Annotated in this window: 20 protein-coding genes and 1 pseudogene; 9 read left to right on the top strand and 12 right to left on the bottom strand. The window is 72.9% G+C overall.

The window, feature by feature from the left end; all coding sequences use genetic code 11:
* Positions 1 to 29: 29 nt before the first annotated feature.
* Positions 30 to 1448, bottom strand: a complete 1419-nt coding sequence (locus tag IE273_RS17620; RefSeq protein WP_189816132.1) for a PP2C family protein-serine/threonine phosphatase — start codon at positions 1446 to 1448, stop codon at positions 30 to 32.
* Between the two features lie 347 nt (positions 1449 to 1795).
* Here IE273_RS17620 and IE273_RS17615 point away from each other — a divergent pair, with 347 nt between their 5' ends.
* Positions 1796 to 2209, top strand: coding sequence for an SsgA family sporulation/cell division regulator (locus tag IE273_RS17615; protein WP_189816131.1), 414 nt, complete (start codon positions 1796 to 1798; stop codon positions 2207 to 2209).
* 94 nt (positions 2210 to 2303) lie between these two features.
* Here IE273_RS17615 and IE273_RS17610 read toward each other — a convergent pair whose 3' ends face one another.
* Together IE273_RS17610 and IE273_RS17605 are read right to left on the bottom strand one after the other, a co-directional pair.
* The gene (locus tag IE273_RS17610) at positions 2304 to 3329 is read right to left on the bottom strand and encodes a Gfo/Idh/MocA family protein (RefSeq protein WP_189816130.1); all 1026 of its coding nucleotides are present in this window, start codon (positions 3327 to 3329) and stop codon (positions 2304 to 2306) included.
* Positions 3330 to 3395: 66 nt separating this feature from the next.
* Positions 3396 to 4490: a baeRF3 domain-containing protein gene (locus IE273_RS17605; RefSeq protein ID WP_189816129.1), complete on the bottom strand. Its 1095-nt coding sequence runs from the start codon at positions 4488 to 4490 to the stop codon at positions 3396 to 3398.
* A 776-nt stretch (positions 4491 to 5266) separates the two neighbouring features.
* On the opposite strand from IE273_RS17605, the gene asnB reads away from it, so the two are divergent.
* Positions 5267 to 7108 (top strand): asparagine synthase (glutamine-hydrolyzing), encoded by a 1842-nt coding sequence (gene asnB, locus IE273_RS17600; RefSeq protein WP_189816128.1) that lies wholly within the window; start codon positions 5267 to 5269, stop codon positions 7106 to 7108.
* Positions 7109 to 7112: 4 nt separating this feature from the next.
* Here asnB and IE273_RS17595 read toward each other — a convergent pair whose 3' ends face one another.
* Positions 7113 to 7637 carry a DUF4232 domain-containing protein gene (locus IE273_RS17595; protein ID WP_189816127.1) on the bottom strand — a complete coding sequence of 175 codons (525 nt, stop codon included), beginning with the start codon at positions 7635 to 7637 and terminating at the stop codon, positions 7113 to 7115.
* 168 nt (positions 7638 to 7805) lie between these two features.
* Positions 7806 to 9410 (bottom strand): alpha/beta hydrolase, encoded by a 1605-nt coding sequence (locus IE273_RS17590; protein WP_189816126.1) that lies wholly within the window; start codon positions 9408 to 9410, stop codon positions 7806 to 7808.
* 284 nt (positions 9411 to 9694) lie between these two features.
* On the opposite strand from IE273_RS17590, the gene IE273_RS17585 reads away from it, so the two are divergent.
* A complete protein-coding gene (locus IE273_RS17585) occupies positions 9695 to 10378 on the top strand; it encodes a chaplin (RefSeq protein WP_189816125.1) in 684 nt (227 codons plus the stop codon).
* Between the two features lie 369 nt (positions 10379 to 10747).
* Positions 10748 to 11602 carry a GNAT family N-acetyltransferase gene (locus IE273_RS17580; protein WP_189816124.1) on the top strand — a complete coding sequence of 285 codons (855 nt, stop codon included), beginning with the start codon at positions 10748 to 10750 and terminating at the stop codon, positions 11600 to 11602.
* A 2-nt stretch (positions 11603 to 11604) separates the two neighbouring features.
* On the opposite strand, the gene IE273_RS17575 is transcribed toward IE273_RS17580, so the two are convergent.
* A complete protein-coding gene (locus IE273_RS17575; protein WP_189816123.1) occupies positions 11605 to 12096 on the bottom strand; it encodes a nucleoside deaminase in 492 nt (163 codons plus the stop codon).
* Positions 12080 to 13366, bottom strand: a complete 1287-nt coding sequence (locus IE273_RS17570) for an MFS transporter (RefSeq protein ID WP_189816122.1) — start codon at positions 13364 to 13366, stop codon at positions 12080 to 12082. The genes IE273_RS17575 and IE273_RS17570 overlap by 17 nt, the downstream gene beginning before the upstream one ends.
* Positions 13367 to 13426: 60 nt before the next feature.
* Here IE273_RS17570 and IE273_RS17565 point away from each other — a divergent pair.
* Together IE273_RS17565 and IE273_RS17560 are read left to right on the top strand one after the other, a co-directional pair.
* Positions 13427 to 13799: pseudogene (locus IE273_RS17565) on the top strand (MerR family transcriptional regulator).
* Positions 13800 to 13872: 73 nt separating this feature from the next.
* Positions 13873 to 14649 carry a GNAT family N-acetyltransferase gene (locus IE273_RS17560; protein ID WP_189816121.1) on the top strand — a complete coding sequence of 259 codons (777 nt, stop codon included), beginning with the start codon at positions 13873 to 13875 and terminating at the stop codon, positions 14647 to 14649.
* A 1-nt stretch (position 14650) separates the two neighbouring features.
* Here IE273_RS17560 and IE273_RS17555 read toward each other — a convergent pair whose 3' ends face one another.
* Positions 14651 to 14914, bottom strand: coding sequence for a GlsB/YeaQ/YmgE family stress response membrane protein (locus IE273_RS17555; RefSeq protein WP_014670806.1), 264 nt, complete (start codon positions 14912 to 14914; stop codon positions 14651 to 14653).
* A gap of 229 nt (positions 14915 to 15143) precedes the next feature.
* Between IE273_RS17555 and IE273_RS17550 the strand changes: the two genes are divergently transcribed.
* Positions 15144 to 16592 (top strand): hydrolase, encoded by a 1449-nt coding sequence (locus tag IE273_RS17550; RefSeq protein WP_189816120.1) that lies wholly within the window; start codon positions 15144 to 15146, stop codon positions 16590 to 16592.
* Between the two features lie 73 nt (positions 16593 to 16665).
* Here the strand turns inward: IE273_RS17550 and IE273_RS17545 are convergent, their stop codons facing one another.
* Entirely contained in the window at positions 16666 to 19380 is a 2715-nt protein-coding gene (locus IE273_RS17545; RefSeq protein ID WP_189816119.1) for a glycoside hydrolase family 2 protein, read from the bottom strand.
* Between the two features lie 106 nt (positions 19381 to 19486).
* Entirely contained in the window at positions 19487 to 20671 is a 1185-nt protein-coding gene (locus IE273_RS17540; protein ID WP_189816118.1) for an ROK family protein, read from the bottom strand.
* A gap of 116 nt (positions 20672 to 20787) precedes the next feature.
* Here IE273_RS17540 and IE273_RS17535 point away from each other — a divergent pair, with 116 nt between their 5' ends.
* Positions 20788 to 22245, top strand: a complete 1458-nt coding sequence (locus IE273_RS17535) for an APC family permease (protein WP_189816117.1) — start codon at positions 20788 to 20790, stop codon at positions 22243 to 22245.
* A gap of 68 nt (positions 22246 to 22313) precedes the next feature.
* Complete coding sequence (locus IE273_RS17530; RefSeq protein WP_189816116.1) at positions 22314 to 22826, top strand: GNAT family N-acetyltransferase; 513 nt, start codon at positions 22314 to 22316, stop codon at positions 22824 to 22826.
* A gap of 158 nt (positions 22827 to 22984) precedes the next feature.
* On the opposite strand, the gene IE273_RS17525 is transcribed toward IE273_RS17530, so the two are convergent.
* Together IE273_RS17525 and IE273_RS17520 are read right to left on the bottom strand one after the other, a co-directional pair.
* A complete protein-coding gene (locus IE273_RS17525; protein WP_189816115.1) occupies positions 22985 to 23419 on the bottom strand; it encodes an SPW repeat protein in 435 nt (144 codons plus the stop codon).
* A 374-nt stretch (positions 23420 to 23793) separates the two neighbouring features.
* Complete coding sequence (locus tag IE273_RS17520) at positions 23794 to 25170, bottom strand: cryptochrome/photolyase family protein (RefSeq protein ID WP_189816114.1); 1377 nt, start codon at positions 25168 to 25170, stop codon at positions 23794 to 23796.
* Between the last annotated feature and the right edge of the window lie 43 nt (positions 25171 to 25213).

Here is a 25213-nt window from a genome sequence, read left to right as displayed (position 1 = left end):
GGACCGGAGGGTCGGTCACAGGGTGACCGTCAGGTCGTGACCTTGACGACGAGCACGCACGCGTCGTCCTCGCGCCCGGCTCCACCGAACTCCTCGACGACCGTTCGCACACAGTCCTGCGCGGTGCGCGCCGCGCCGAACCGTGGGGCGAGGCCGAGCAGCCGGTCCACGGCCGCCGTCCCGCTGTGGCCCGACAGCAGCCCGTCGGTGTGCAGGAGGAGCAGGTCGCCCGGTCGCAGGGTGACGACGGACTGTCCGTAGACGGCGCCCGAGGAGGCGCCGAGCAGGACGCCGTCCGATGCGTTCAGCACGCGCCCCGTCCCGTCGCGGTACAGCAGCGGGGCGGGGTGTCCTGCCTGCGCCCAGACCAGTGTGCGGGTCTCGGGCCGGTAGCGGCAGCAGACGGCGCTGCCGAGGGCGGGCTGCACGGTGGTGTCGAGTAACCGGTTGAGCAGGGTGAGCAGTTGGCCGGGCTCCGTGCCGGCCATCGCCATCCCGCGTACGGCGCCGAGCAGCGTGGCCATGCCGGAGGCGACGGCCACGCCCTGTCCGGTGAGGTCGCCGACGCTGAGCAGCATCTGGCCGTCGGTCAGTTCCAGGGCGTCGTACCAGTCGCCGCCGAGCAGCGTCGGGGTCGCGGCCGGGAGGCGGTGGGCCGCCAGGTCCAGCGCGCCCGGTCCCTGGCGCGGGAGCCGCAGGGAGCCGCGCCAGGGTGGCAGCACGGCTTCCTGCAACTCGACCGCGATCCGGTGCTCGGTCTGCTGCTGCCGGCGGTGGAGGTGCAGCGAGTCACGGGTCTCGCGCACCGTCCGCTGGCTGCGGCGCAGTTCGCTGACGTCCCGCAGCACGGCCCACATGGAGGTCGTGCCGCCGTCGGCGCCGAGCACCGGCTCGCCCATCATGTGCACGGTCCGCACGGAGGCGTCGGGCCGTACGACGCGGAACTCGCCGTCGATCGGCTTGGCGTCGACCAGGCAGTCCGTGACCATCGCGGTGAGTTTCGGCCGGTCCTCGTCCAGGACCAGGCTGGGCAGCTCGTCCAGGGTGAGCGCCGGACGGTCCGGGTCGAGGCCGAGGATCCGGTACAGCTCGCCGGACCAGGTGGCCTCGTCCGTCAGCAGATCCCACTCGGCGCTGCCGACGCGGCTGAGCAGCGAGCCGCTCGGGACGGCGGCCGGCGCGGGCGGCGCCGCGGGCTCGGCCGGGGCGGGCTGCGGGCCGTCCCGCAGCTGGGCCAAGTGGGCGTCCAGATCGTCGAGTTGGTGCAGGGCGAGGTCGTACAGGGCGCGCTGCCAGCGTTCCTCGGGGTCCGCGCCGTCGCTCCGGGTGTCCCGCCGTACGGCGTCCACGTCGCCCTTGAGCCGCCGCGCCTGCGTTATCAGCGCCTCGACCGAGCCGCGCCCGGGCGGCTGGGCGGCTGGGCGGTCCGCGGAGACTGGGGACGGCATGACGCACTCCGATGGGGGACGGTACGGCGGGGATGACGGGGGACCGCTACGACTGTCGCACAGCCCGCGACGCCCTGTAAGGGATTTGGCAACACACGATACGGTGGTGCTTTTGGCATATGCCAGAGTCTCCCCGAGGGGATTCGCGGGTACGAACGGCGTACCCGCCCGGGTGGCCAAGTCGTAGCACTGGTACGCGAGTTGAGCCAATTCGGGCCGCCCGGCCCCCGTGTTCAAGCGCGTGTTCGACGCCTGTGTGTTCCGTGACGGTGCGGAGCGGCCGGTATCTGACGAAGTCTGACCGGAATTGGCGGCATGTGACAGGGCCGAGCCGACTCCTTAAGAGCATGGACATCACCGTCGAACAGCTCGCCGAGGCCCGGCTCGTCACCGCCCAGGACCAGGAGGTCCCGGTGTCCGCCACTCTTCGTTACACCGCCGACGACCCCCTCGCCGTGTTCGTGGACTTCCCGGCCGAGGCCGCGCTGCACGGTGAGGAGGTCACCTGGACCTTCGCGCGCACCCTGCTCGACCAGGGGCTGCGGGCCCCGGCCGGCCACGGGGACGTGCAGATATGGCCGTACGGCCGTACCCGGACGGTGGTGGAGTTCCACTCGCCGCACGGCATGGCCCTGCTGCTGTTCCCGGCGTCGTCGCTGCGGCGCTTCCTGGTGCGCACGTACGAGGTGGTGGCCGGCGGGCAGGAGGACGTGGCCGACGTGGTGGAGCGGGGGCTGAGCGCGTTGTTCGACGGGGTGTGAGGCGGTGGCACCTCAGTGGCGGTCCGGTCGCCAGCCAGCCAGCCAGCCAGCCAGCCAGCCGGACGGACGGCACCGGCCGCCCGCGCCGCCGGCGTCAGCGGCCCGCGGTGGCGTACAGGTCCGGACGCGGGGCCAGGTCGACGGCCACCCGGCCTCCCGTCTGAAGAGCGCGGACCCCCGCCTCGGCGACGGCGGACGCCGCGTAGCCGTCCCACACGTCCGGCCCGGTGACCTCCCCGCGCCGGGTCGCGTCGACCCACGCCTGCACCTCACGGTCGTAGGCGTCGGCGAAGCGGACGAGGTAGTCCTGCGCCACCTCTTCCCGGGCGCCGCCCCGGGTGGTGACGACCATGGTGTGCTCGTCGCCGATCCGGGCGCTGCCCGCCTCGCACACGGCCTCGCAGCGCACCTGGTAGCCGAAGCCGCTGTTCACGAAGACCTCCACGTCCACCAGGGCGCCCCGCTCGGTCTCGAACAGCACGAACTGCGGGTCGAGCAGGCCCTCGGGCGCGTCCGAGGACGGCGTGGGCCGCAGCACGGTGACCGCCGTCAGCTCCTGCCCGAGCAGCCAGCGGGCCGCGTCGATCTCGTGCGAGACCGAGCTGTTGATCAGCATGGCGCTGGTGAAGCCGGCGGGGGAGGAGACGTTGCGGTGCGTGCAGTGCAGCATCAGCGGCCGGCCCAGGCCGCCTCCGTCCAGCAGGGCCTTGAGCCGCCGGTACTCGGCGTCGTAGCGGCGCATGAAGCCGATCTGCGCCAGCCGGCGGCCGAGCGCCGCCTCGGCCTCCACGATCCGCAGGGCACCGGCGGAGTCCGGCACCATGGGCTTCTCGCACAGCACCGGCAGCCGGCGGGCGAAGGCGGCGAGCAGCGCCTCCTCGTGCGCGGGGCCGGGGGAGGCGATCAGGACGGCCGCCACGCCGGGCGCGTCGAGCGCGGCCACCGGGTCCGTGTGCACGCTGACCCCGTCGAGCCCGGCCGCCGCTGACGCGGCCCGCTTGGCATCGGGGTCGGCCACCGCCGCGACCCTGGCTCCGCTGACCACCTGGTCGAGCCGTCGTATGTGATCGGCCCCCATGTGTCCGGCACCCAGTACCGCCACACCCAGCAGGTCACCCATGTGCGCGCTCCCTTACGCCGACGATCACGCCGTAGCGTACGCCGACGCAAGGGCGGCCCCGCAGGGTCAGTACCGCAGCACTCCCGCGATGCCGTCGGCGTCGCCCAGCGCGCCGTCGGGCACGAAGCGCACCTCGGCGCCCGTCTCCAGGCACTGCTCGACGATCTCGTCCACGATGTCGTCGCGGGCGTCGAGGTCGCCGGGTTCGGCCGGCACCAGGTGCTCGCCGACATCGCGGACGGTGGCCCGGAAGTCCTCCTCCACGGCCAGCAGCCGGACCCGGCCCTCCCGGGCGCTCTGCCACAGCTCGTCCAGTCCGGCCGCGTACGTGCGGTGACCGCGCGCCGAGGTCAGCTCCTCGACCACGGCCGTGGTGTCCTTGCGGGACTCCTCCGCCAGTACCGGGCGCAGCGCCTGCCAGACCGCGTCGGGGCCGGCGTGCCCGAGGCCACCGTGCGGGACGTGCACGGCGGACTTGGCGACGCTGCCGACCTCGTCCAGCAGCGACAGCGCCGCCTGCTCGCCCATGACGTAGAGCGGACGGGGCTGTTCGCGCAGGACCGTGCCCATGGCGGTGTCCGCCTCGCGCAGGAACTGGCGGGTGCCCTCGTCGCGGAAGGTGCTCGGCAGATCGCCGATCCGCATCTGGCGCTCCGCGTCGAAGTTCTCCCGTCTGCGCTCCAGCGGGAAGCCGCCCCAGCGGTCCTCCACGACCCGGTCCGGGCCGCCGCTCCACAGGGTGACGCGGTCCGCGGCGACGGACAGCACCCAGTAGGGCCGCTCGGCGGTGTGTGCGGCGACCAGGTTGCGGGTGAGGAAGGTGTCGGACAGCACCACCCGCTCGGGGACGGTCCGGGCCAGGGACCAGACCTGGTGCTCACCCGGAGCGGCGAAGATCACCAGACCGTCCTCGGCATGCGTCAGGTCGACCTCCGCGAGGGCGCGGTCGAGCTGTGCCACGACGTCGGCGCGCCGCTCACGGGTGACGGCGGGGTCGGACTCCAGGCGCCTGCGCGCCTCGGTCAGCGCGTTGCGCAGCCGGACCGGATCCTGGCCGCCTCCGCGTTCCCGACGGTGCGTCGGGGTCAGTACGGAGACTGCCGGATACGGACGCGGGCGCCGCAGTTCGGCAAGGGTCACGGGACTCAGTGCGTGCTCCATGACACGACGATAGGGCGGATTCACCATTACGGCATTCGGGGTAATCCGGGCTTCTGTTCCCGCGCTGACCGCCGCCCCCGTTCCCGGCGGACGGCGGCGACGCGCCCCGGCGGCCGGTTGCCGTACTCGCCGGTAACCGGACCGTGTCGCACCCGCCTGGACCACCAGCACGGGCGCCGGGGCGCGGACCGCCACCGAAGCGGCGCGGGACGTCGTGGCGCTCCTCGATCACCTCGACGTGGGGCGGTGCGCGCCGGTCGGCCACTCGACGGGCGGGATGGATGCGCGGACCGTGGCCCTCGCGCACCCCGCGCGTGGCTGCCCTGACGCTCCACGGCGCGCTGCGGGTCGTCGACATCCTGGGCCGGCCTGCCCCGACGCGGTCGTCCGTGTCCCGGACGCGGGCCATGTACTGCCGGTGGAGCGGCCGACCGAACAGACCGGTTTGCCGGACTCGTTTCTGACCGCGAAGCCGTAGCGGGGCCAACCGCTCGGGCCGCTTGAGGAAGTTTTTGCCTGTGGCCGGTTCATGTCACCCCAACCCCGGTGTCGGGCCTGTCCATGGATTTCGCTGAGGCAAAACGCGGCTGAAACGCGGCTGAAACCGTGGGGTGCATGCCCGCGCCGGTGTTACGGCCGCGTTGACTCGGCGGACCGACTGACGGACGCTCGTCATATAGGTGCTCGATACAACTGGTTTGCCGGTCGATCCCCCGCGACCGCGAAAGCGCAGGTGAACGCGGGGCCGACGGGCAGCCGGAGGCAGGAGGTAGCGCATGTGCGGCATCACCGGATGGGTCTCCTTCGACCGTGACCTCGCGGCCGAGGCCACCACCTTGCATGCGATGACCGAGACGATGGCCTGCCGGGGCCCGGACGACCGCGGCACCTGGACCGAGGGCTCCGCCGCCCTGGGACACCGCCGGCTCGCCATCATCGACCTGCCGGGCGGCCGTCAGCCGATGTCCCTGCCGACCCCCGAGGGCACCGTCGCCCTCGTCTACTCCGGGGAGACCTACAACTTCACCGAGCTGCGCCGGGAACTCACGGACCGCGGCCACCGGTTCACCACCGACTCCGACACCGAGGTCGTGCTGCACGGCTATCTGGAGTGGGGCGACGCCGTCGCCGAACGGCTCAACGGCATGTACGCGTTCGCCGTGTGGGACGGCCGCCACGACAAGCTGGTCATGATCCGCGACCGCATGGGCATCAAGCCGTTCTACTACCAGCCCACCGCCGACGGCGTCCTCTTCGGCTCCGAACCCAAGGCGATCCTCGCCAACCCGCTGGTCCGGCCCCGCGTCACGCTGGACGGCCTGCGCGAGCTGTTCGTCATGGTCAAGACGCCGGGCCACGCCTTCTGGGACGGCATGCGCGAGGTCGAGCCCGGCACGGTCGTCACCGTCGACCGCTCCGGCCTGTCCACGCGCGTGTACTGGCGCCTGGAGACCCGCCCGCACACCGACGACCGCGACACCACCATCGCCACCGTGCGCTCGCTCCTCGACGACATCGTGCGCCGCCAGCTGGTCGCCGACGTGCCGCGCTGCACCCTGCTCTCCGGCGGGCTCGATTCCTCCGCCATGACCGCGCTGGCCGCCCGGCAACTCGCCGCGCAGGGCGAGAAGGTGCGCAGCTTCGCCGTCGACTTCGTCGGCCAGACCGACAACTTCGTCGCCGACGAACTGCGCGGCACCCCCGACACGCCCTTCGTGCACGACGTGGCCCGGCTCGCCGGCACCGACCACCAGGACATCGTGCTCGACGCCGACGCCCTCGCCGACCCCGCCGTACGCGCCCAGGTCATCCGGGCCCGCGACCTGCCGTCCGGCCTCGGCGACATGGACAGCTCCCTGCTGCTGCTCTTCCGCGCCATCCGGGAGAAGTCCACGGTGGCCCTGTCCGGCGAGTCCGCCGACGAGGTCTTCGGCGGCTACCTCCAGTTCTTCGACGAGGAGGCGCGCCGCGCCGACACCTTCCCGTGGCTGACGACCATGGGCCGCCACTTCGGCGAGGACGCCGGCGTGGTCCGCGCCGACCTCGTCAAGTCCCTGGACCTGGAGAGCTATGTCGCCGACGGCTACCGCACCGCCGTCGCCGGCATCGACCGGCTGGACGGCGAGAGCGACTTCGAGTTCCGGATGCGGCAGATCAGCCACCTGCACCTGACCCGCTTCGTGCGCATGCTGCTCGACCGCAAGGACCGTATGAGCATGGCCGTCGGGCTGGAGGTCCGGGTGCCGTTCTGCGACCACCGGCTGGTCGAGTACGTCTACAACGCGCCCTGGGCCCTGAAGTCCTTCGACGGCCGGGAGAAGAGCCTGCTCCGGGAGGCGGCGGCGGACGTGCTGCCGCGTTCGGTGTACGAGCGCGTCAAGAGCCCGTACCCGTCCACGCAGGACCCCCGGTACGCCCGCGCCCTCCAGGAGCAGACCAAGGAGCTGCTCGCCCGGCCCTCGCACCCCGTCTTCGACCTCGTCGACCGGGACCGGGTCCGCCAGGCCGCCGAACGCGAGGCGCCGGTCTCCACCCAGGCGGCCCGGCGCGGCCTGGAACGCACCCTGGACCTCGCGCAGTGGCTGGACCTCTACTCGCCCGAGCTGGTGCTCGACTGAGCGGTCAGCCGAGCCCGATGGCGCGGTCCGCGGCCTGCGCCGACCGCTGCCACCAGGTGGTCACCGGCTCCCAGACGAGCACCCGGCGCCCGGTGCCGAGCCGCCCCGCGGTGAAGGAGCGGCCCCCGTGCGCGGCCGACGCCGCCACCCCGACCCCCACCACCCGGCGGGCCTCCGGGTCCGCCGGGTCGGCGATGGTCCGCACGTCGGCGTAGGCCGTGCCGCCCGCCGCGAGCCGGTAGCCGCCCGCGCCGCCCTCCGGCACCGGCAACGCGATCCCGTCCAGGTCCCCGAAGGTCACCGTGGGCACCCGGTCGACGGCACACGCGCGTGTGCCGCGGTTGGTGACGCTGGTGCGCAGCACGGTCGGGTGGCCGGTCACGGCCTTCGCCCGGATCGTCAGCGCCTTCTCGGCGCAGCGGGCGGGCCGGTCCTGGCCGGGGGCCGCCTGGCTCTGCGGGGCGGTCAGCAGCAGGGCCGCCACGGCGGCCGAGGCGGCGGGTACGGCGATGACGGCGCGCATGCGCATGACGGGCTCCCTGTCATGGTCACGTACGGGATGGGGGATACGGCGGCCTGGGCGCGCCTTGTCGAGTGGGACGGCCGGCGCGGCCGGGAGGTTGCCCCGGTGTGCGGCATTCACCAGGATGCGCCACATCCGGCGCGGGCGGGACCGGAGGCCGGCGGTGTGCGGCCCTCAGCCGGTGCTGTCCGAGGTGGGACTCTGGCGGCTCGCGTCGGCCGGGCAGGAGCTGCCGCTCGCGGGCAGCGAGCCGTACAGCAGGAAGTCGTTGACCTTGCGGTGCACACACAGGGAGGACGAGTACCCGGTGTGGCCCTCACCCCTGTTGTCGAGCACCACCGCCGACGGGCCGAGCCGGTCCGCCGTCTCCACGGTCCACCGGTACGGCGTCGCCGGATCGCCGCGCGTCCCGACGAGCAGCATCTTCGCCGAGCGCACGTCCTTCACCCGGTCGCGGATGAAGTCGGTGCCCCGGGGCCGGCCGTAGCACAGCAGCAGTTGGGTGAGCCGGTAGCGGCCGAAGACCGGTGAGGCCTGGTCGTAGGCGGCCCGCAGGTCCTTCAGGTCCTCGGTGAGCCGTGCCGCGGTGGGCCGGTCGGGGTCGTCCGCGCAGTTGATCGCCATCAGCGCCGCCGGCAGGTTGTCCGCCGGGACGTCCTGGGCGTCGGCCAGCCCGCCGTCCGTCCGGCGCCGCTCGTGGGGCAGGCCGATGCCGCCCGTGGCGAAGGCCAGGACGCCCCGGGTGTCGCCGTCGTCGACCAGCGAGGCCAGCGCCCGCTCCAGCGAGGGCCACAGCTCCCTGCTGTACAGGGCCTGCCCGATGGCGCCCACCAGGTCCTGGCCGGAGAACGATCCGCCGAAGCCCGTGGGCACCGGGTTCTCGTCGAGCGAGCGCACCAGCCGGATCACCTGGTCCCCGGCCCTGCGCCGGTCCTGCCCGAACGGACAGCCGAGGTCCGTCGTACACCAGTCCAGGAAGTCGTCCAGTGCCGTCTGCTGCCCCTCGGCCCCCGCCACCCCCTGCTCGGCCGGCGACTCGGTCAGCGTGTCCACGCCGTCCAGGACGACCCGGCCGACTTTGCCGGGGAACTGGGCCGCGTACACCGCGCCGAGCCGGCTGCCGTACGAGAAGCCGAGGTAGTTGAGCCGGCCGTCGCCGAGCGCCTGGCGGATGACGTCCAGGTCGCGTGAGGCGTTCACGGTGCCGATGTGCGGCAGCACCGGGCCGGAGAACCGGGCGCACTGGTCGGCGGCCTGCCGCAACCGGTCGAGCAGCGTCCGCGGACGGCTGATGTCGGCGTCCTTCTCGGTCACCGCCGAGGCCTCGTCGCTCCCGTCGCCGCAGCTGACGGGGGAGGACCGGCCGACCCCGCGCGGGTCGAAGGTGACCAGGTCATAGCCGTTGGTCAGGTCCATGAACTGCTTGCCCTCGGCGGCCAGAGAGGGGATGCCGGCGGCGCCCGGACCGCCGAAGTTGAGCAGCAGCGAGCCCTGGGACGTGCCACTGGCCCGGTAGCGGGCCAGCGCCACGTCGAGCGTGCCGGCGCGTGGTCGCGCGTAGTCGAGCGGGACGGTGACCTTCGCGCACTGGAGGTCCTTCGGCATGGCAGTCCCCCGACAGGGGGCCCAGGTGAGCTTCTGCCGGTAGAACCGGGACAGGTCGGGCTGCGGCTGGTCGGCGGCAGCCGCGGGCAGCCCGGCTCCGAGCAGCGCGAGGGCGAGGGCCGAGGCACCCGCGCAGCGCCGGACGGCGGGCCGTGTGGACAGCTTGGCCAGCATCGTTCGCCTCCCGGGGCGCCCGCCGCGGACCGGGGTCGGCGCCCTCGGAACAGGTTAAGCGGGCCCCGCACGGCTCGCCTCCGGGCGAGCGGGGCGGCTGCCGGCGGTGTACCGTGCCCGCCCTCCGGGCCCCGTTGGTGATCTTTCAGCGGCTTTACACGCAGTTCGATAACCGTGCCGCTCGATGGGGTGAAAGGCCGATCAGCCATAACTCCGATTGGGTGGACTCCGTTTTAGGTGGTGCGGGTGAGTACTCGCGATGATGTCTGGAAGGCAGGGAACCTATGAGACGGGCTACCCGAAACGGTGTGATCGCCGTCGCCGCCGCGTCCGGCGCGATGGTCGTGGCGCTGCCGGTGTCCACCGCCTTCGCGGCGGGCGGGTCCGACGCCCACGGCTCGGCGGCCGGTTCGCCCGGGCTGGTCTCCGGCAACGGCATCCAACTGCCGGTGCACGTGCCGGTGAACGTCTGCGGCAACACGGTGGACGTCGTGGGGCTGCTCAATCCGGCCGCGGGCAACGCGTGCGCGAACACCGGCGGAGCGAAGAGCGGCGGCACGGGGAAGGGCGGGGCGTCGGCCACGTCCGGCGGGGCGTCCGCCCACGGCGCCACCGAGGACTCGCCCGGGGTCCTCTCGGGCAACGGCATCCAGCTCCCCGTCGACCTGCCGGTCAACGTCAGCGGGAACAGCGTCGACGTCGTCGGCATCGGCAACCCGGCGCACGGCAACCAGTCGGTCAACGGCCCCGGCGACGAACCGACCCGGCCCCCGCGGACCCCGGCCCCGACGCACCGGGCCCCGAAGCCGCCGGCCCCCGTCCGGTCGCACCCCGCTCCGCACCCGGCGACCTCCACGCTGGCCCACACGGGAGCGGACGTGACGGCCCCGGCCCTCGCCGGCAGCGCCGCGTTCCTCCTCACGGGCGCGATCCTGTACCGCCGCTTCCGCCCCGGCCGCCCCTACTGACCCACCCCGCACACGGCCCCACCGGACCCCGGCCCGGCGGGGCCGTGCGCTCCCGCGCGGGGTGCGGTGAACGCTGCGGCGGACGTCGGGTGCGGGCCCGTGCCCCCACCGACGCCGTACCACCCCGCGGAGCGGCCGACGGCACCGCGAAGCCGATCCGGCCGATCCCTGTGCCCTCCCACCAGGTGGCCGGCATCCTGTATCGCCGTATCCAGGCGTCTCCAACTCCCCGGCCCGGTGGACGGAGTCCAGCCGTATCGTCCGATCTCCCCATGGCGCGGCCTCCCCCGATTCGGAAGGATGCTGCGGGCGGCCGGCGGACGGCCGTGCCGTACCGACAGCCCCACCCGACGGAAACGGAGCGCATCGATGACCTCTGCGACCCCCCACGACCTCGTCGTCACACGGGCCACCCTCGACGACTGGCCGGTGATCAGCGGGTGGGCGGCCGCGGAGGGCTGGAATCCCGGGCTGTCCGACGGGCCCGCGTTCTTCGCGCAGGACCCCGAGGGGTTCTTCCTCGGCCGGATCGACGGGGAGCCGGTGTCGGCCATCTCCGTCGTCAACCACGGCCCCGACTACGCCTTCCTCGGCTGCTACCTGGTCCGCCCCGACCTGCGCGGCCTGGGACACGGGCTCACCACGTGGAAGACCGCGCTGGCCCACGCCGGGAACCGGACGGTCGGCCTGGACGGGGTCGTCGCCCAGCAGGGCAACTACCGCCAGTCCGGCTTCCGTTCCGCCCACCGCACCATCCGCTTCACCGGCACCGCCCCCGGCGGCGGCACGCCCACCGGCGTCCGCCCGGCCGGGCCCGCCGACCTGGCCGCGCTGACCGCCTACGACAGCGCCTGCCACCCCGCCGACCGCCCCCGCTTCCTCGCGGAGTGGCTCCGCACACCCGGCCACCGTGCCGTCCTCCGTGCGAAGGACGGCCGCCCGACCGGCTACGGCGTGCTCCGCCCCGGCCACGACACCCTGCGCATCGGCCCCCTCTTCGCGGACACCGCCGACGACGCCCGGGCCCTGTTCGCCGCCCTCACCGCCGAGGCGGCCGGCAGCGAGGTGGCGATCGACGTCCCCGAGCCGAACGCGGCCGGCGTCGCCCTCGCCGAAGCGGCGGGCCTGCGCCCCTCGTTCGAGACCGCCCGCATGTACACGGGACCGGTGCGCGCGTACACCCGGGAGCGGGTGTTCGGCGTCACCACCCTCGAACTCGGCTGAGCTCAGGCGCCGTCGGAGCTCCCGGTGCGGTGGCGGCGGTGCAACTGCCGTACCTCGTCCACCAGTTCCTGCACCGGCCCCTCCACGGCCACGTCCGGCGCGATGTCCCGCACGGGCAGCGTGCGCACCGGGGGCGCGGGTACGCCCAACTCGGCCAGCAGGGCGGAGAGCTGGACGGAGGAGACGATGTACACGATCCGGCCGAGCCCCACCCAGGCGTGCGCCGCCGCGCACATCGGGCAGTGCTCGCCGGAGGTGTAGACGGTCGCCGCGGCACGCTCCTCGGGCGTCAGGTGCGCGGCCGACCAGCGGGCCAGCTCGAACTCGGGATGCCGGGTGCGGTCCCCGTCCGCCACCCGGTTGCGGTCCTCCGCCAGCACCGTCCCGTCCCCGGCCACGAGCACCGACCCGAAGGGCTCGTCACCGGCGTCCAGCGCCTCTGTCGCCAGCTCCACACAGCGGCGCAGATACCGCAGCTCACTGTCCCGTACCATCGGCCCGCCTCCTCACGGCATGATCTCCGACAGGGCAGGCTACGGCCACCGCGGCCGACCCGGCCAGCGCGTTCGCCCCAGCGGCAACAGCCGGTCGCCGCGCCGGGAAGGCGTACCGGCGTCCGGCCGCGACCGTCGCGAGCGCCAGCAGGACCGGCGCCAGCGCGGTCCAGGGCAGCGCCCCGGCGCCCGCGGCGTCCAGCGCCAGACCGCCGGTGAGCGAACCGGCGGCGATGCCCGCGTTGTACACCGTGGTCTGCAACGAGGTCGCCACGTCGGCGTCGGCCGGCCCCGACGCGTCGACCAGCGCGGTCTGGATCAGCGTGGGCGCCCCGCCGAAGGCCACGCCCCACAGCGCCACCGCGCCGACCAGCAGCCCGGGCACCCGGGCGCCCAGGCCCAGCGCCGGCAGCACGGCGGCGACCAGGGCGAGCGCCGTGAGCAGGGTGGGGCGTGGCCTTCGGTCGACCAGCACGCCGGTGAGCCAGATGCCGGCCACCGTGGCGGACCCGAACACCGCGAGCAGCACGCCCGTACGGCCGTACCCCGCGTCCGCGGCGAACGGGGCGAGGTACGTGTACATCACCTGGTGCCCCAGCAGCAGGAACAGCGTCACGGACAGCACCGGGCGGATCCCGGGGCGTACGGCGACCCGGACCAGGGGCACGCGCACGTGCGGCGGTTCGCCCGGGAAGCCCGGCACCCGCAGCCGTACCCAGCCCACGAGCAGCGCGGCGAGCACGGCGAGCGTGCCGAACGCGGACCGCCAGCCCATCGCTCCGGCCAGCGCGGTACCGGCGGGCACGCCCAGCGCCAGGGCCAGTGTGATCCCGGCCAGCACCACCGCGATGGCCCGGCCGCGCCGCTCGGCCGGCACCATCCGGGCCGCGTACCCGGCGAGCATCGCCCACAGCGTGCCGCCCATCGCCCCGGCCAGCAGCCGGGCCGCGACGGTGAGCGGGTACGACGACGACAGCGCGACCAGGGCGTCGCTGACGGCGAACCCCACCAGCGTGCCGCAGAGCACCGGCCGCCGGGGGAGTCCCCGCAGGGCCGCGGTCACCGGGATCGCGGCCACGAACGAGGCGGCGGCGTACGCGGTGACGAGGAAACCGATCCGGGACTCGGCCACCCCCAGCGGGGGCGCCATCGCGGGCAGCAGGCCCGCCGGGAGGAGTTCGGTCAGTACGGCGGTGAACGCGGCGCAGGACAGGGCGAGCAGCCCCGACCACGGCAAGCGACCGCCCTCGACCTGGGAGGACAGGGTCATGCGACCATGGTCGAAGCCTCACATCAGTGTGAAGGTCAAGCGCGGGTCCGGGAGGCCGTCATGCGGATCGGTGAGCTGTCCCGCCGTACGGGCGTCCCCACCCGGCTGCTGCGGTACTACGAGGAACAGCACCTGCTCCACCCGGAACGCACCGGCAACGGCTACCGCAGCTATCCCGAGTCGGCGGTCGCTCGGGTGGGGCAGATCCGCGGCCTGCTGGACTCCGGTCTGACCACCGGGATGATCCGCGTGATCCTGCCGTACCTCTGCGGTCCGGATCACCTCGTGCCGGCTCCCGAGGACGTGCCGGCGGAGACGGCCGCCCTGCTCCAGGGGGCACATCGACCGCATCCAGGCCCGCATCGACTGCCTGGCCCGCAACCGCGACCGCCTCACCGCCTACCTGGCGGCGGTACGGCCGGACGGCCGCTGACTTCCTGCCATATCTTCCGGGTCTGACCGGTAAATCCTTTGTGTCTGCCCGGTCGGCGTGCTGAAGTGAGGACATGGATCATGCCTCAGTGCTCGCTGTGTACGACCGGGACCTGCGCGAGGGTGCCCGGCCCGACGGACCCGGGGCCCGGATCGAGCGGGCCGACGGGGTGGTGCGCCAGGTCGCGGACGCGCACGGCTGGAACGGCGTGCTCTGGTCCGGCCTGGGCGCGGCGGACGTGGACCGGACCGTCCGCGAGCAGATCGCCTACTTCGCCGGCCTGGGTCTGGACTTCGAGTGGAAGCTCTACGGCCATGACGAGCCGGCCGATCTCGGCGGCCGGCTGCTCGCCGCCGGATTCCGGGCCGAGCCCGCCGAGACGCTCATGGTGGCCGAGGTGGCCGGGCTGCCGCTGGACACCGCACCGCCGGCCGGCGTCCGCTTCGTCGAGGCCACCGATCAGGCCGGCGTCGACCTCGTCGTGGACGTGCACGAGAGGGTCTTCGGGACCGACGGCGGCGGCCTGCGGCACCAGTTGCTCGCCCGCCTGGCCGCCGACCCCGGCACGGTCGTCGCCGTGGCCGCCCTCGCCGACGGCGAACCCGTCGCCGCCGCCCGCATGGAGCTGGTGCCCGGCACCCGGTTCGCCGGGCTGTGGGGCGGCGGCACGGTCGCGGCCTGGCGGGGCCGGGGCATCTACCGCGCCCTGATCGCCCACCGCGCCCGCGTCGCCGCCGCCCAGGGCTACCGCTACGTGTACGTCGACGCCTCGTCCATGAGCCGCCCGATCCTGGCCCGCCTCGGCTTCCACGCGCTGAGCACCACGACGCCCTACGTGTACGAGAACTGACTCAGCGCCGGGCCCGGCTCCGGTCCAGCGCGGCCACTCCGACGGCCGCCAGGGCTATCTGGATGAGCCACTCGATCCAGTCGGGCCCCTTCGTGTCGGCGACCCCCAGCCCGGCGGCGATCGCCGAGCCCAGCAGCGCGGCCACGATGCCGACGACGATGGTCCACAGGACCCCGATGTGCTGCCGTCCGGGGACGACCAGCCGCCCCAGCACACCGATGACGAGGCCGATGACGATGGCGCTGATGATGCCTGAGATCTCCATGGCCGCCCCTCCTTGACGTTCTTGTGGGTGATCCCCGCTGATGTGGCATGTGCCCGCTGTAAGCGGAGCCACTCCGCTCCGGTTGCCCCCGGAAGCCTCTGTTCACCGCCCCTTCATGCCATGTACCTTTCAACCGTTCGACGCGTGTAGAACCCTCAAGCGGGTTCTACGCGCGCAGACTTGGCGCCCGCACCGCCCTCTTCCCCACCCCTTCACGGAGGTTCGACGGATGCCCGGATCCGAAAGATCCCGCCGCATATTCACCACCGCCCTGGCCGGCGTGGGCCTGTTGGTCACCGGAGCCGCCCTCCAGGTCGGCACCGGCACCCCCGCCCACGCGGCGACCACGCACCGCGTCCTGTTCGACAACGCCCACGCCGAGACGGCCGGCAACGCCGACTGGATCATCTCCACCAGCCAGCCCGACCCGCTCGGCCAGGACTCCACCCCGTCCGCCGAGACGGACTGGACCGGCGCCCTGTCCTCCTGGGGCGTGGCGCTCCAGAAGACCGGCGACTACAGCCTCAAGACCCTGCCGTCGGGCTCCAGCCTCGCCTATGGCGGCACGTCCGCGACCGACCTGTCGAACTTCGACACGCTGGTCCTGCCGGAACCCAACACGCCGTTCACCAGCGCCGAGAAGACGGCGATCATGAACTTCGTGAAGAACGGCGGCGGTCTGTTCATGATCTCCGACCACACCGGCGCCGACCGCAACAACGACGGCTACGACGCGGTCGAGATCTTCAACGACCTGATGACGAACAACAGCGTCGACTCCACCGACCCGTTCGGCTTCTCCGTCGACTCGCTGAGCATCAGCTCCGACCACCCGGCCGCGATCGGCGACAGCACCGACCCGGTGCTCCACGGCTCCTTCGGCACCGTCACCAAGAGCCTGATCGCCAGCGGTACGACCGCCACCCTCAAGCCCGCCGACAACGCGGCCGTCAAGGGCCTGCTCTACCGCACCGGTTACTCCGGCAACACCGGCGCCTTCTTCGCCACCAGCACCTTCGGCAGCGGCCGGGTCGCGTTCTGGGGCGACAGCTCACCCATCGACGACGGCACCGGCCAGTCCGGCAACACCCTGTACGACGGCTGGAACGACTCCAGCGCCACCGACGCGGCCCTCGCCCTCAACGCCACCGAGTGGCTGTCCGGCGCGAGCGGCAGCAGTGGTGGCGGTGGCGGTGGCGGCACCTGCACGGCCGGCCAGTTCCTGGCCAACCCCGGCTTCGAGTCCGGCGCCACCTCCTGGACCGCCTCCAGCGGTGTGGTCACCAACGACACCGGCGAGGCCGCCCGCACCGGCTCCTACAAGGCCTGGCTGAACGGCTACGGCTCCGCCCACACCGACACCCTCGCGCAGTCGGTGACCGTCCCCGCCGGCTGCACGAGCGCCACCCTGAGCTTCTACCTCCACGTCGACACCGCCGAGACGACCACCTCGACGGCCTACGACACCCTCAAGGCGCAGGTGCTGAGCAGCGGCGGAACGGTGCTGTCCACCCTCGCGACGTACTCGAACCTGAACGCGGCGAGCGGCTACACCCAGCGCGCCTTCAACCTCGCGAGCTACGCCGGCCAGACCGTCACGATCAAGTTCACCGGCACCGAGGGCTCCACCCTCCAGACGTCGTTCGTCCTCGACGACACCGCGCTCACCGTGAGCTGAGCTGAGCTGAGCCGGGACAGGGACAGGGACAGGGACAGGGGGGTGGGCCGGGACGGCCCACCCCCCTGTGGCGTCAGGCCGCCGGCACCGTCCGCTCCGGCGTGTTCCACCCGGACACCCGCACACCCGGTGCCGAGCCGCGCAGGTCGGCGGTCCGGTAGGTGGCGGTCAGCGTCACCGACTCGCCCGGCCACAGGCTCACCTCGTTGTCCGACCAGCGCACCGGCAGCACGGGCCTGCCGCGCCCGTCCACGAGGTGCACGTCCGTCAGCAGCGCCGGGGTCTTGCCGCTTCCGCTGTGGCGCAGGGTCACCGTCGTGGTCGCCGTGCCGTCCGACGAACGCGTGGTCGCCGTCGCCGTCACCGGGACCTGTGCCATCGAGGCGAGCCCCTTCATGTCGGCGTAGCTCGTCGTCGGCGTGTGGTACCAGGTGGTGCCGTCCCAGTCGAGGGTGTCGGGCCGGGTGGAGAGCCAGTACACGTTCCGGCTCACCTCCGTGCCGTGCGCGTCCGTCAGCACCAGCCGGAGCAGATATGTCCGCGACAGCCCGCTCACCGAGGACGGCAGGGTCAGCGGTGTGCCGTGCGCCCCGCCCCCGTCCACCGCCACGCCGGTGACGGTCCTGTCGTACTTCTGCGTGCCGTCGGGGTCGTACAGCGTGGCTCGCGCGGTGAGGCCCTTGGCGGCGGCGGGCCGGTTGTTCACCACCACGACCGAGCGGTCGTCGTAGGAGTACTGGATGTGCAGCGGCTCGTTCGCCTTCTTCGCGCCGAAGTAGGAGCCGTTCTGGTCGAGGTAGCGGTCGGTGAGCTGCCAGTGCAGGGACGTCCAGCCGCTGTTGAACATCCAGTGGATCACCCCGGTGGCGGGCCGGTCCTGGTCGGTCGCGTTGCGTCCGTACGCCTCGAACTGGGCGCGGACGTTCTCGTACTGGGCCAGCTGGGCCTTGCGGACGTAGTCGGTGAGACCGGTCGGGGCGCCGTAGCGGCCGGCGAGGGCGTCGTCGTAGATCTTCAGCGTGCCGAAGACGGGGGACGGCGAACGGTGGTACTGCCTGGCGTCCGGGTCCTTCCACAGGGTGTCGAGTTCGGCGGGCGTCATCATCCGGCGCAGGGTGTCGAGGGTGGGGATGCTCGGGCCCGCGCTGGTCTCGGAGTTGAAGCCGGTCGCCCCGCCCTCGCGCTTGGCGTACCAGTAGCCGGGCGGCACCCAGTCGTAGGGGCCGGTCATCTTCATGCCCGAGCCGCCCAGCCGTGGGGAGGACCGGTCGGAGGCGGAGGAGACGACGGGCGTGGGCCAGTCGGCGGACTCCAGGGCGTCCAGGTAGGTCTTCTCGATCTTCGCGTCGGGGGCGAAGTCGCTGCCGATGAGGAAGGAGACGACGCTCGGGTGGTCACGCAGCCGCGCGGCCTCGGCGGCCATGGACGCCCCGGCGACCGGGTAGTCGGCGTCGGTCCACCGGTTGCCCTTCTCGCTGCCGTTGACCTGGCCCTCCCATTTGTTGCAGCACTCCCAGCCCGGCAGGGTGAGCACGCCGTGGCGGTCGGCCAGGTCGAAGAACTCGTCCGGTTCCAGGTGGCCTTCCAGGCGGAGGGTGTTCAGGCCCAGGTCCAGGGCGTACTTCAAGCGGTCCTCGACATAGGTGGGGTCCCAGCGCAGGAACTCGTCCGGGGACCAGCCGCCGCCCTTGATCAGCAGCTTGCGGCCGTTGATCCGGTACTGCCGGGCGCCGTCGGAGTCCAGCGGGGCCTTCACGTCCCGGATGCCGAAGGTCTCGTGCGCGGTGTCCGACGTCGTGCCGGCCACGGTGGCGGTGAGGTCGAGGTCGTACAGCGGCTGCCCGCCCATGCCGGCCGGCCACCACACCTTCGGGTCGGTGAGGTGCAGGCCGGGGGTGTCGGCGGGGGAGAAGGTGACGGTCTTCGTCTCGTGTGCCGCGAGCGACACCGTCGTGCGGAACCCGGTCCCGCCGACGCTGCCGGCGACCTCCGCCGTGACCGGCGCGTCCGTGTCGTTGCGGGCCTGGGCCTTGACGGTCAGGTCGGCCGTGGCGAGTGACGGCACCGCCAGCTCGGTGACCACGTGCGCGTCGCGCAGCGCGACCGGGCCGCCCCTGCGGACCAGGACGTCCCGGACGATTCCCATGTTCTGGTCGGGCGGCGGCTGGATCCAGTCGATCCAGCCCATGGTCAGGTCCTTGAGCGGATCGTTGGGCCGGACGCGGAAGGCGACCGTGTTGGTGCCGGACCTGACCAGCGGGGTGATGTCGAGCTCGTGGTGGGTGTAGGCGCCGGTCACCTCGGCGGCCTTCGCCACCTGCCGGCCGTTCACGTAGACGTCCGCCGCCGAGACGACCCCGCTGAAGTCCAGAGAGGTGCGCTGCCGGGTGTCCCCGACGGCGAAGTCGGAGCGGTACCACCAGGGCACCTCGAAGTCGGCCCGGGGGATCTTCTGCTGGTCGGTGGAGTGGAACGGGTCGGCGTACACGCCGTTCGCCAGCAGTGCGGCCAGCACCGTGGAGCGTGGGCCGGCCGGATACCAGTCCCGCGCCGGATAGCCGGGGGAGGACACGTCCGCCGCCGAGTCGCCCACCTTCGCCGTGGACTGGACGGCGTAGCCGGACAGCGGGGTGCTGGTGCCGGGGTCGGAGGGGACATGGGTGATCCGGACCGGCCGGTGGGGCTCCGCCGTGTCCCGAGGGCCGGCCCAGGCGCCGATGGTCAGGGCGCCGGCCAGGGCGAGGAGCGCGGCGGTCAGGGGGAGCCGGCGGGCGGGGCGAGGGAACACGATGGTCTCCAGCCTCGTAAAGTTAGGAAACTTTACTAACCTGGGCCACGCTAGGGCGCACCACGGGTCGTGTCAACGACCCCCGCCGTGGAGGCCGTTGCACGGGTCAGGTTCCGGCCGTACGGCGTTCGAACACCAGGTCGCGGGCCGTGTCCAGCGCCGTGGCCACCGCGCCCAGCAGGACGGCGTCCTCGCCGAGCCGGCTCGGCGCGATCCGGGGCCGCAGCGGGGTCAGCGCCCGCAACCGCTCCCGTACGGGCCGCAGCAGCAGATCGACACTGTGCCCGACACCGCCGCCCAGCACCACGAGGTCCGGGTCGAGCACGGCGGCGGCAGCCGCCACGGTGTGCGCTATCCGCTCGCCCTCCAGCTCCACCGCACGCACGGCGCCCGGATGTCCCTGCCGGGCCGCGTCGAACACGGCCTTCGCCGTGAGCTGCCCGTGCATCCCGAACCGCCGGGCGGACTCCACCACCGCCACCCCCGACACCGCGTCCTCCAGCCGCTCGGGCTTCTGTCTGCCGTGCCACGGCAGGAAGCCGATCTCCCCGGCCAGCCCGCGCGCGCCCGTGAACAGCCGCCCCTCGCTGACCACCCCCATCCCCAGGCCGGTGCCGATGAGGATGTACGCGAAGAGCCGGCTGCCCGCGCCGACGCCGTAGGTGTACTCGCCGAGCGCCGCCAGATTGGCGTCGTTGTGCACCTCCAGCGGCACACCCAGCTCCGTGCGTATGCCGTCCACCAGCCCGGCCCGCCCCCAGCCCGGCAGGTGCATCGCGTAGCGCACCCGCCGCTGCCTCTCGTCGTACACCCCCGGCGTTCCCACCACTCCGTGCACCACCTCGGCCGGGTCCACGCCCGAGTTGGCGATCACCTGGCGGGCGGTGCTCACGACCAGGTCGGTGAGGGCGGCCGAGGCGCGGGCCCGGTTGCGCATGTCGGCGCGGGCCACGACCGTGCCGTCCAGGTCGACCACCGCCACGCGCAGCCAGCCCCGGCCGATGTCCACGCCGAGCGCGTACCCGGCGGCCGGATCGGGGGCGTAGAGCACGGCGGTGCGCCCGCGCTCCGGGGCCTGCGTGCCGACCTCGTGCACCAGGCCGGCCGCCGCCAGCGAGGCCAGCGCGCTGGAGACCGTCGGCTTCGACAGGCCCGTCTCCCGGGCCAGTTGGGCGCGCGAGGCGGCGCCGAGCGCGCGCAGCCGGTCCAGCAGCAGCCGCTCGTTGGTACTGCGCAGACGCCGGCGGCTCCAGGGCTGTTCCGGCTGCTCTGCGACATCGCTGGCGGGCATCGCACCATTCTCGTGCATTCCTGTCGCACACTTGACGCCTCTAGTAAGGCTCCTTAACTTTATCCGCCAGTCACCCTCCGCCGGGCGTCGCGCGCCCGTCGCGTCAGGAGTCCCCCATGTCCGGTAGCCCGCCACCCCCGGGTGGTTTTGTCCGCCGTGTCGGTCTGTTCCAGGCCACGGCGATCAACATGAGCCAGATGTGCGGCATCGGGCCGTTCGTGACGATCCCGCTGATGGTCGCCGCGTTCGGCGGCCCCCAGGCGGTCATCGGGTTCGTCGCCGGCGCGGTCCTGGCGCTGTGCGACGGCCTGGTCTGGGCCGAGCTGGGCGCCTCGCTGCCCGGCTCCGGCGGGAGTTACCTCTATCTGCGCCAGGCCTTCCTGTACCGCACCGGCCGTCTGATGCCGTTCCTGTTCGTGTGGACGGCGATGCTCTTCATTCCGCTGATCATGTCCACGGGCGTGGTCGGCTTCGTCCAGTACCTCGGCTATCTCGCCCCCGGCCTCGGGCAGACCGCCGGTGACCTGGTCGGCCTCGGCGCCATCGCCCTGGTGGTGGTCCTGCTCTGGCGCGGCATCGAGCACATCGCCCGGATCACCGCCGTGATGTGGACCGTGATGATCGCCTCCGTGCTGCTGGTGATCGTCGCCGCCGCCACTCACTTCAGCCCACACATGGCCTTCACCTATCCGGCCGGGGCCTTCAATGTGATGAGCAACCACTTCTGGCTCGGGTTCGCGGCGGGCCTGACCATCGGCATCTACGACTACCTCGGCTACAACACGACCGCCTACATGGGCGCCGAGATCAAGGAGCCCGGACGTACGCTGCCGCGCTCCATCCTGTTCTCGATCCTCGGCATCATGGCGATCTACCTGATGCTTCAGATCGGCACCCTCGGTGTCGTCGACTGGCACCGGATGACCGACCCGCACGACATCGCCTCCTCCTCCGTGGCCTCCGCCGTGCTGGAGGAGACCTGGGGCAAGGGCGCGGCCGACACGGTGACCGTGCTGATCCTGATCACCGCGTTCGCCTCCGTCTTCGCCGGCCTGCTCGGCGGCTCCCGGGTGCCCTACGACGCCGCCCGCGACCGGGTCTTCTTCCGCCCGTACGCCAAGCTGCACCCGAGGCACCGCTTCCCGATGCTCGGCCTCGCCACCATGGGCGTGATCACCGCCGTCGGGTTCCTGATCGGCCGCCACACCGACCTCGCGACCCTGATCCAGTTGCTCACCACGGTGATGGTCATCGTGCAGGCACTGGCGCAGATCGTCGCGCTGACGGTGCTGCGCCGACGCCGGCCGGACCTGCCCCGTCCGTACCGGATGTGGCTGTACCCCCTGCCGAGCGCCGCTGCCTTCGTCGGCTGGTGCGTGATCTACGGCTACGCCGACAAGAACTCCCCGGGCCGTCATCCCATCGAGTGGTCCCTGGCCTGGCTGGCCCTCGGCGGTGTGGCCTTCGTGATCTGGGCGCGGCTGGAGAAGGTGTGGCCGTTCGGCCCGAAGGAGGTCGGCGAGGAGACCGGCGCGGAAACCCCGGGGGCGGTCACGGCAACGCCCTTGGCATGAGCTAGAGTTACTGTCATCGAAGCGCACCTCCCCGGCCGGACCACAGTCCGCCGGGGAGGCTTCGGTTCATGACCGACATCATGACCGCGGACGTCACCGTCCGCCCCGCGACCCCTGAGGACCGGCCCGCCGTGGAGCGGCTGTGGCTGATGTTCCGCCACGATCTGTCCGAGTTCACGGGCCTCCTGCCCGCCGCCGACGGCACCTTCCGCAGTGAACGCGTGACGTACGCCTTCACGGAGCCGGGCTGGGCGCCGTACCTGCTGACCTGCGGAGAACGCCCCGCCGGGTTCGCCTTCGTCCGCGGGCTCGACGGTCCGGTCCGCGTGCTGAACAGCTTCTTCGTGGTACGCGGCGCCCGGCGCCGGGGCATCGGGCTGCGGGCCGTGCGCGAGGTGCTCACCCGGCACCCGGGGCCGTGGGAGATCGCCTTCCAGCAGGGCAACCCGGCCGCGGTGAGCTTCTGGCCGCGCGTCGCCGGGGACCTGGCCGGCGACGCGTGGACCCGGGAGCCACGGCCGGTGCCGGGGCGGCCGGACCTGCCCGCGGACATGTGGATCTCCCTCACGGTGACCGGCTGACCACGCCGGAGCGCAGGGGCTTCCTGGACCGCGACGACGAGGGTGGGCGCGCGCCGCGCGGACGCGGGAACGCGGAGGCCGGTCCGCCGAGGGCGGACCGGCCCCGCGTTCTTCCCTTCCTTTCCTCGGTCTCCTCTTTGAGGGCTCTTACGGCGCTTCTACGGCCTGGGGGCGCTCTTCGCCGCCGTACCGGCGCATATCAGTCCGAGGACGAGGGCCAGGGCTCCGATGACGATGTTGTTGATGACGACGCCCGTGTCCGGGCCGCTGCCCACGATCCACGGAGCGACGATCATCCAGATGCCCAGGGCACACATGGCCCAGCTCAGGCCGTACATGCGCTCGGGTGCCCGGGTGAATCCCAGTGCCAGCAGGCCTATCGCGATGCCCATGATCAAGTTGTGGGTCATGAGGGCGGGCTGGCTGGCCGTGTAGTGCAGGATCCACGGGGAGGCGGCGCAGTACAGGCCGAGCAGGAACACCGGCCCGTCCACGAGCGCCACATCACGACCGCCGAGCATGCGGGCGTAGCGGTCCCGCATTTCGGAGACATCAGGGTGGCTCGATATGTCACCCCTGTGCAAGTTGGCCATGAGTCGTCTCCTTTGACGTTGCAGGCCAGACCGCGTCTGGTGCGGCATTGCGATAAGCGCCGCATACTCCAGTTTGCCCTTATTTCTTCCTTATGTGTAGGGCTTGGGTGGCGGTCTCTGGCCACCGCCGCAGGAGGCTGCCGTGCCGGGGTGCCGACCCTGCACGCCGTGGGCCGCGGACGGGCCTGGGCGGGGGACCGGTACGTCGAGGTCGAGCACCGTTGCCCTGGCATGTCCACCACGCCTAGGTGGCACACACCGCGCCCCGAGGGCCTGGCGGAGCACCTCGCCGCCATGGAACGGGGCACCGGGGGCGCCCGCGACGCGATACCACTGGTGATGTTCGGCGGCCCCGGCCGGGCCGGCCGACCCGCTCAACCGCGGCTGCGTGCCCGTCTGAACCGGGCCAGCCCGTCGGCGAGGTCGACGATCGGCTCCGGATACGCGGCGGCGAGCTCGCGGTCGGGGCCTGCCGGCTTCCACGGCTCGTGCACCGCCGCGCCCGCCACCTCCTTCAGCTCGGGCACCCACCGCCGCACGTACACCCCGTCGGGGTCGTACCGCCTGGCCTGGAGCAGCGGGTTGAGGACCCGGTTGGGGCGGGTGTCCGTGCCGGTGCCCGCGACCCACTGCCAGTTCAGCTGGTTGTTGGCCAGGTCGCCGTCGACCAGCCACTCCAGGAAGTGCCGGGCCCCCACCCGCCAGTCGACGTACAGCGTCTTCGCCAGGAAGCTCGCCGTCAGCAGCCGGGCCCGGTTGTGCATCCAGCCCTCGTGGCGCAGCTGGCGCATCGCCGCGTCGATCACCGGCCAGCCGGTACGGCCCTCCCGCCATGCCTCGATGTCCTCCCGGGCCGTCCGCTCGGACCGCCAACGGTCGTGCCGGGTGCGGTAGTCGGCGACGGCCGCGCCGGGCCGGGCCGCCAGCACCTGACGGTGGAAGTCCCGCCAGGCGATCTGCCGTACGAACGCCTCCGCTCCCGGACCGCCCGCGCGGCGCGCCCGGTGGACCAGCTCGACGGGGGACACCGTGCCGAAGTGCAGGTGCGGGGAGAGCCGGGAGGTCGCGTCCCCGGCCAGGTCGTCGTGCCGGTCCGCGTAGAGCGCCATGCCGGAGCGGAGCCAGGCGGCGAGCCGCTTCCGGCCGGCCGCCTCGCCGCCCTCCGCCAGCCCCGGCGAGGTTCCCGGCAGCGAGGCCCGGGACGGCAGTTCCTCGGAGCCGATGCCGGGCGGCACGGTGACCGAGCGGGGCGCACCCAGGACGTCCCGCGGCCGTTGTCGCGACCACTGCCGGAAGTACGGCGTGAACACCGCGAAGTGGTCCGAGGAGGCAGGGGTCACCTCGCCGGGCGGCACCACCGTGGTCACGGCCTCGTGCACGTGCAGCCGCCGCCCTTCGGCCTCCAGGGCGCGCCGCAGCCGCCGCTCCCGCGACCGGGCGTAGGCACTCGCGTCGGCCGCCATGTGCACCTCGTCGGCGTCCGCCTCGGCGGCCACCGCGCAGACCTCCTCCACGACGTCGCCGGAGCGCACCACCAGCCGCCCGCCACGCTCACGGAACCCGGTGTCCAGGTCCCGCAGGCAGTCGGCGAGGAACGCCAGCCGATTGGGTGCCGCGAAGCCCGCGTCGGCCACGCCCCGGTCGCGGACGAACAGCGGGACGACCTGACGGGGGCCGTCCAGCGCGGCCCGTAGCGGCGGATGGTCGTGCAGGCGCAGGTCGGCGGTGAACAGGACGACCGAGACATCCATGGCGCGGCTCCGGAACGAGGAAGAACGAGGAAGAACGAGCGAG

The sequence above is a fragment of the Streptomyces olivaceoviridis genome, from assembly GCF_014650115.1.
Classification (GTDB): domain Bacteria; phylum Actinomycetota; class Actinomycetes; order Streptomycetales; family Streptomycetaceae; genus Streptomyces; species Streptomyces olivaceoviridis.
Note: the sequence above shows the minus strand (reverse complement) of the source record. Positions and strands in the feature narration are given on the sequence as shown.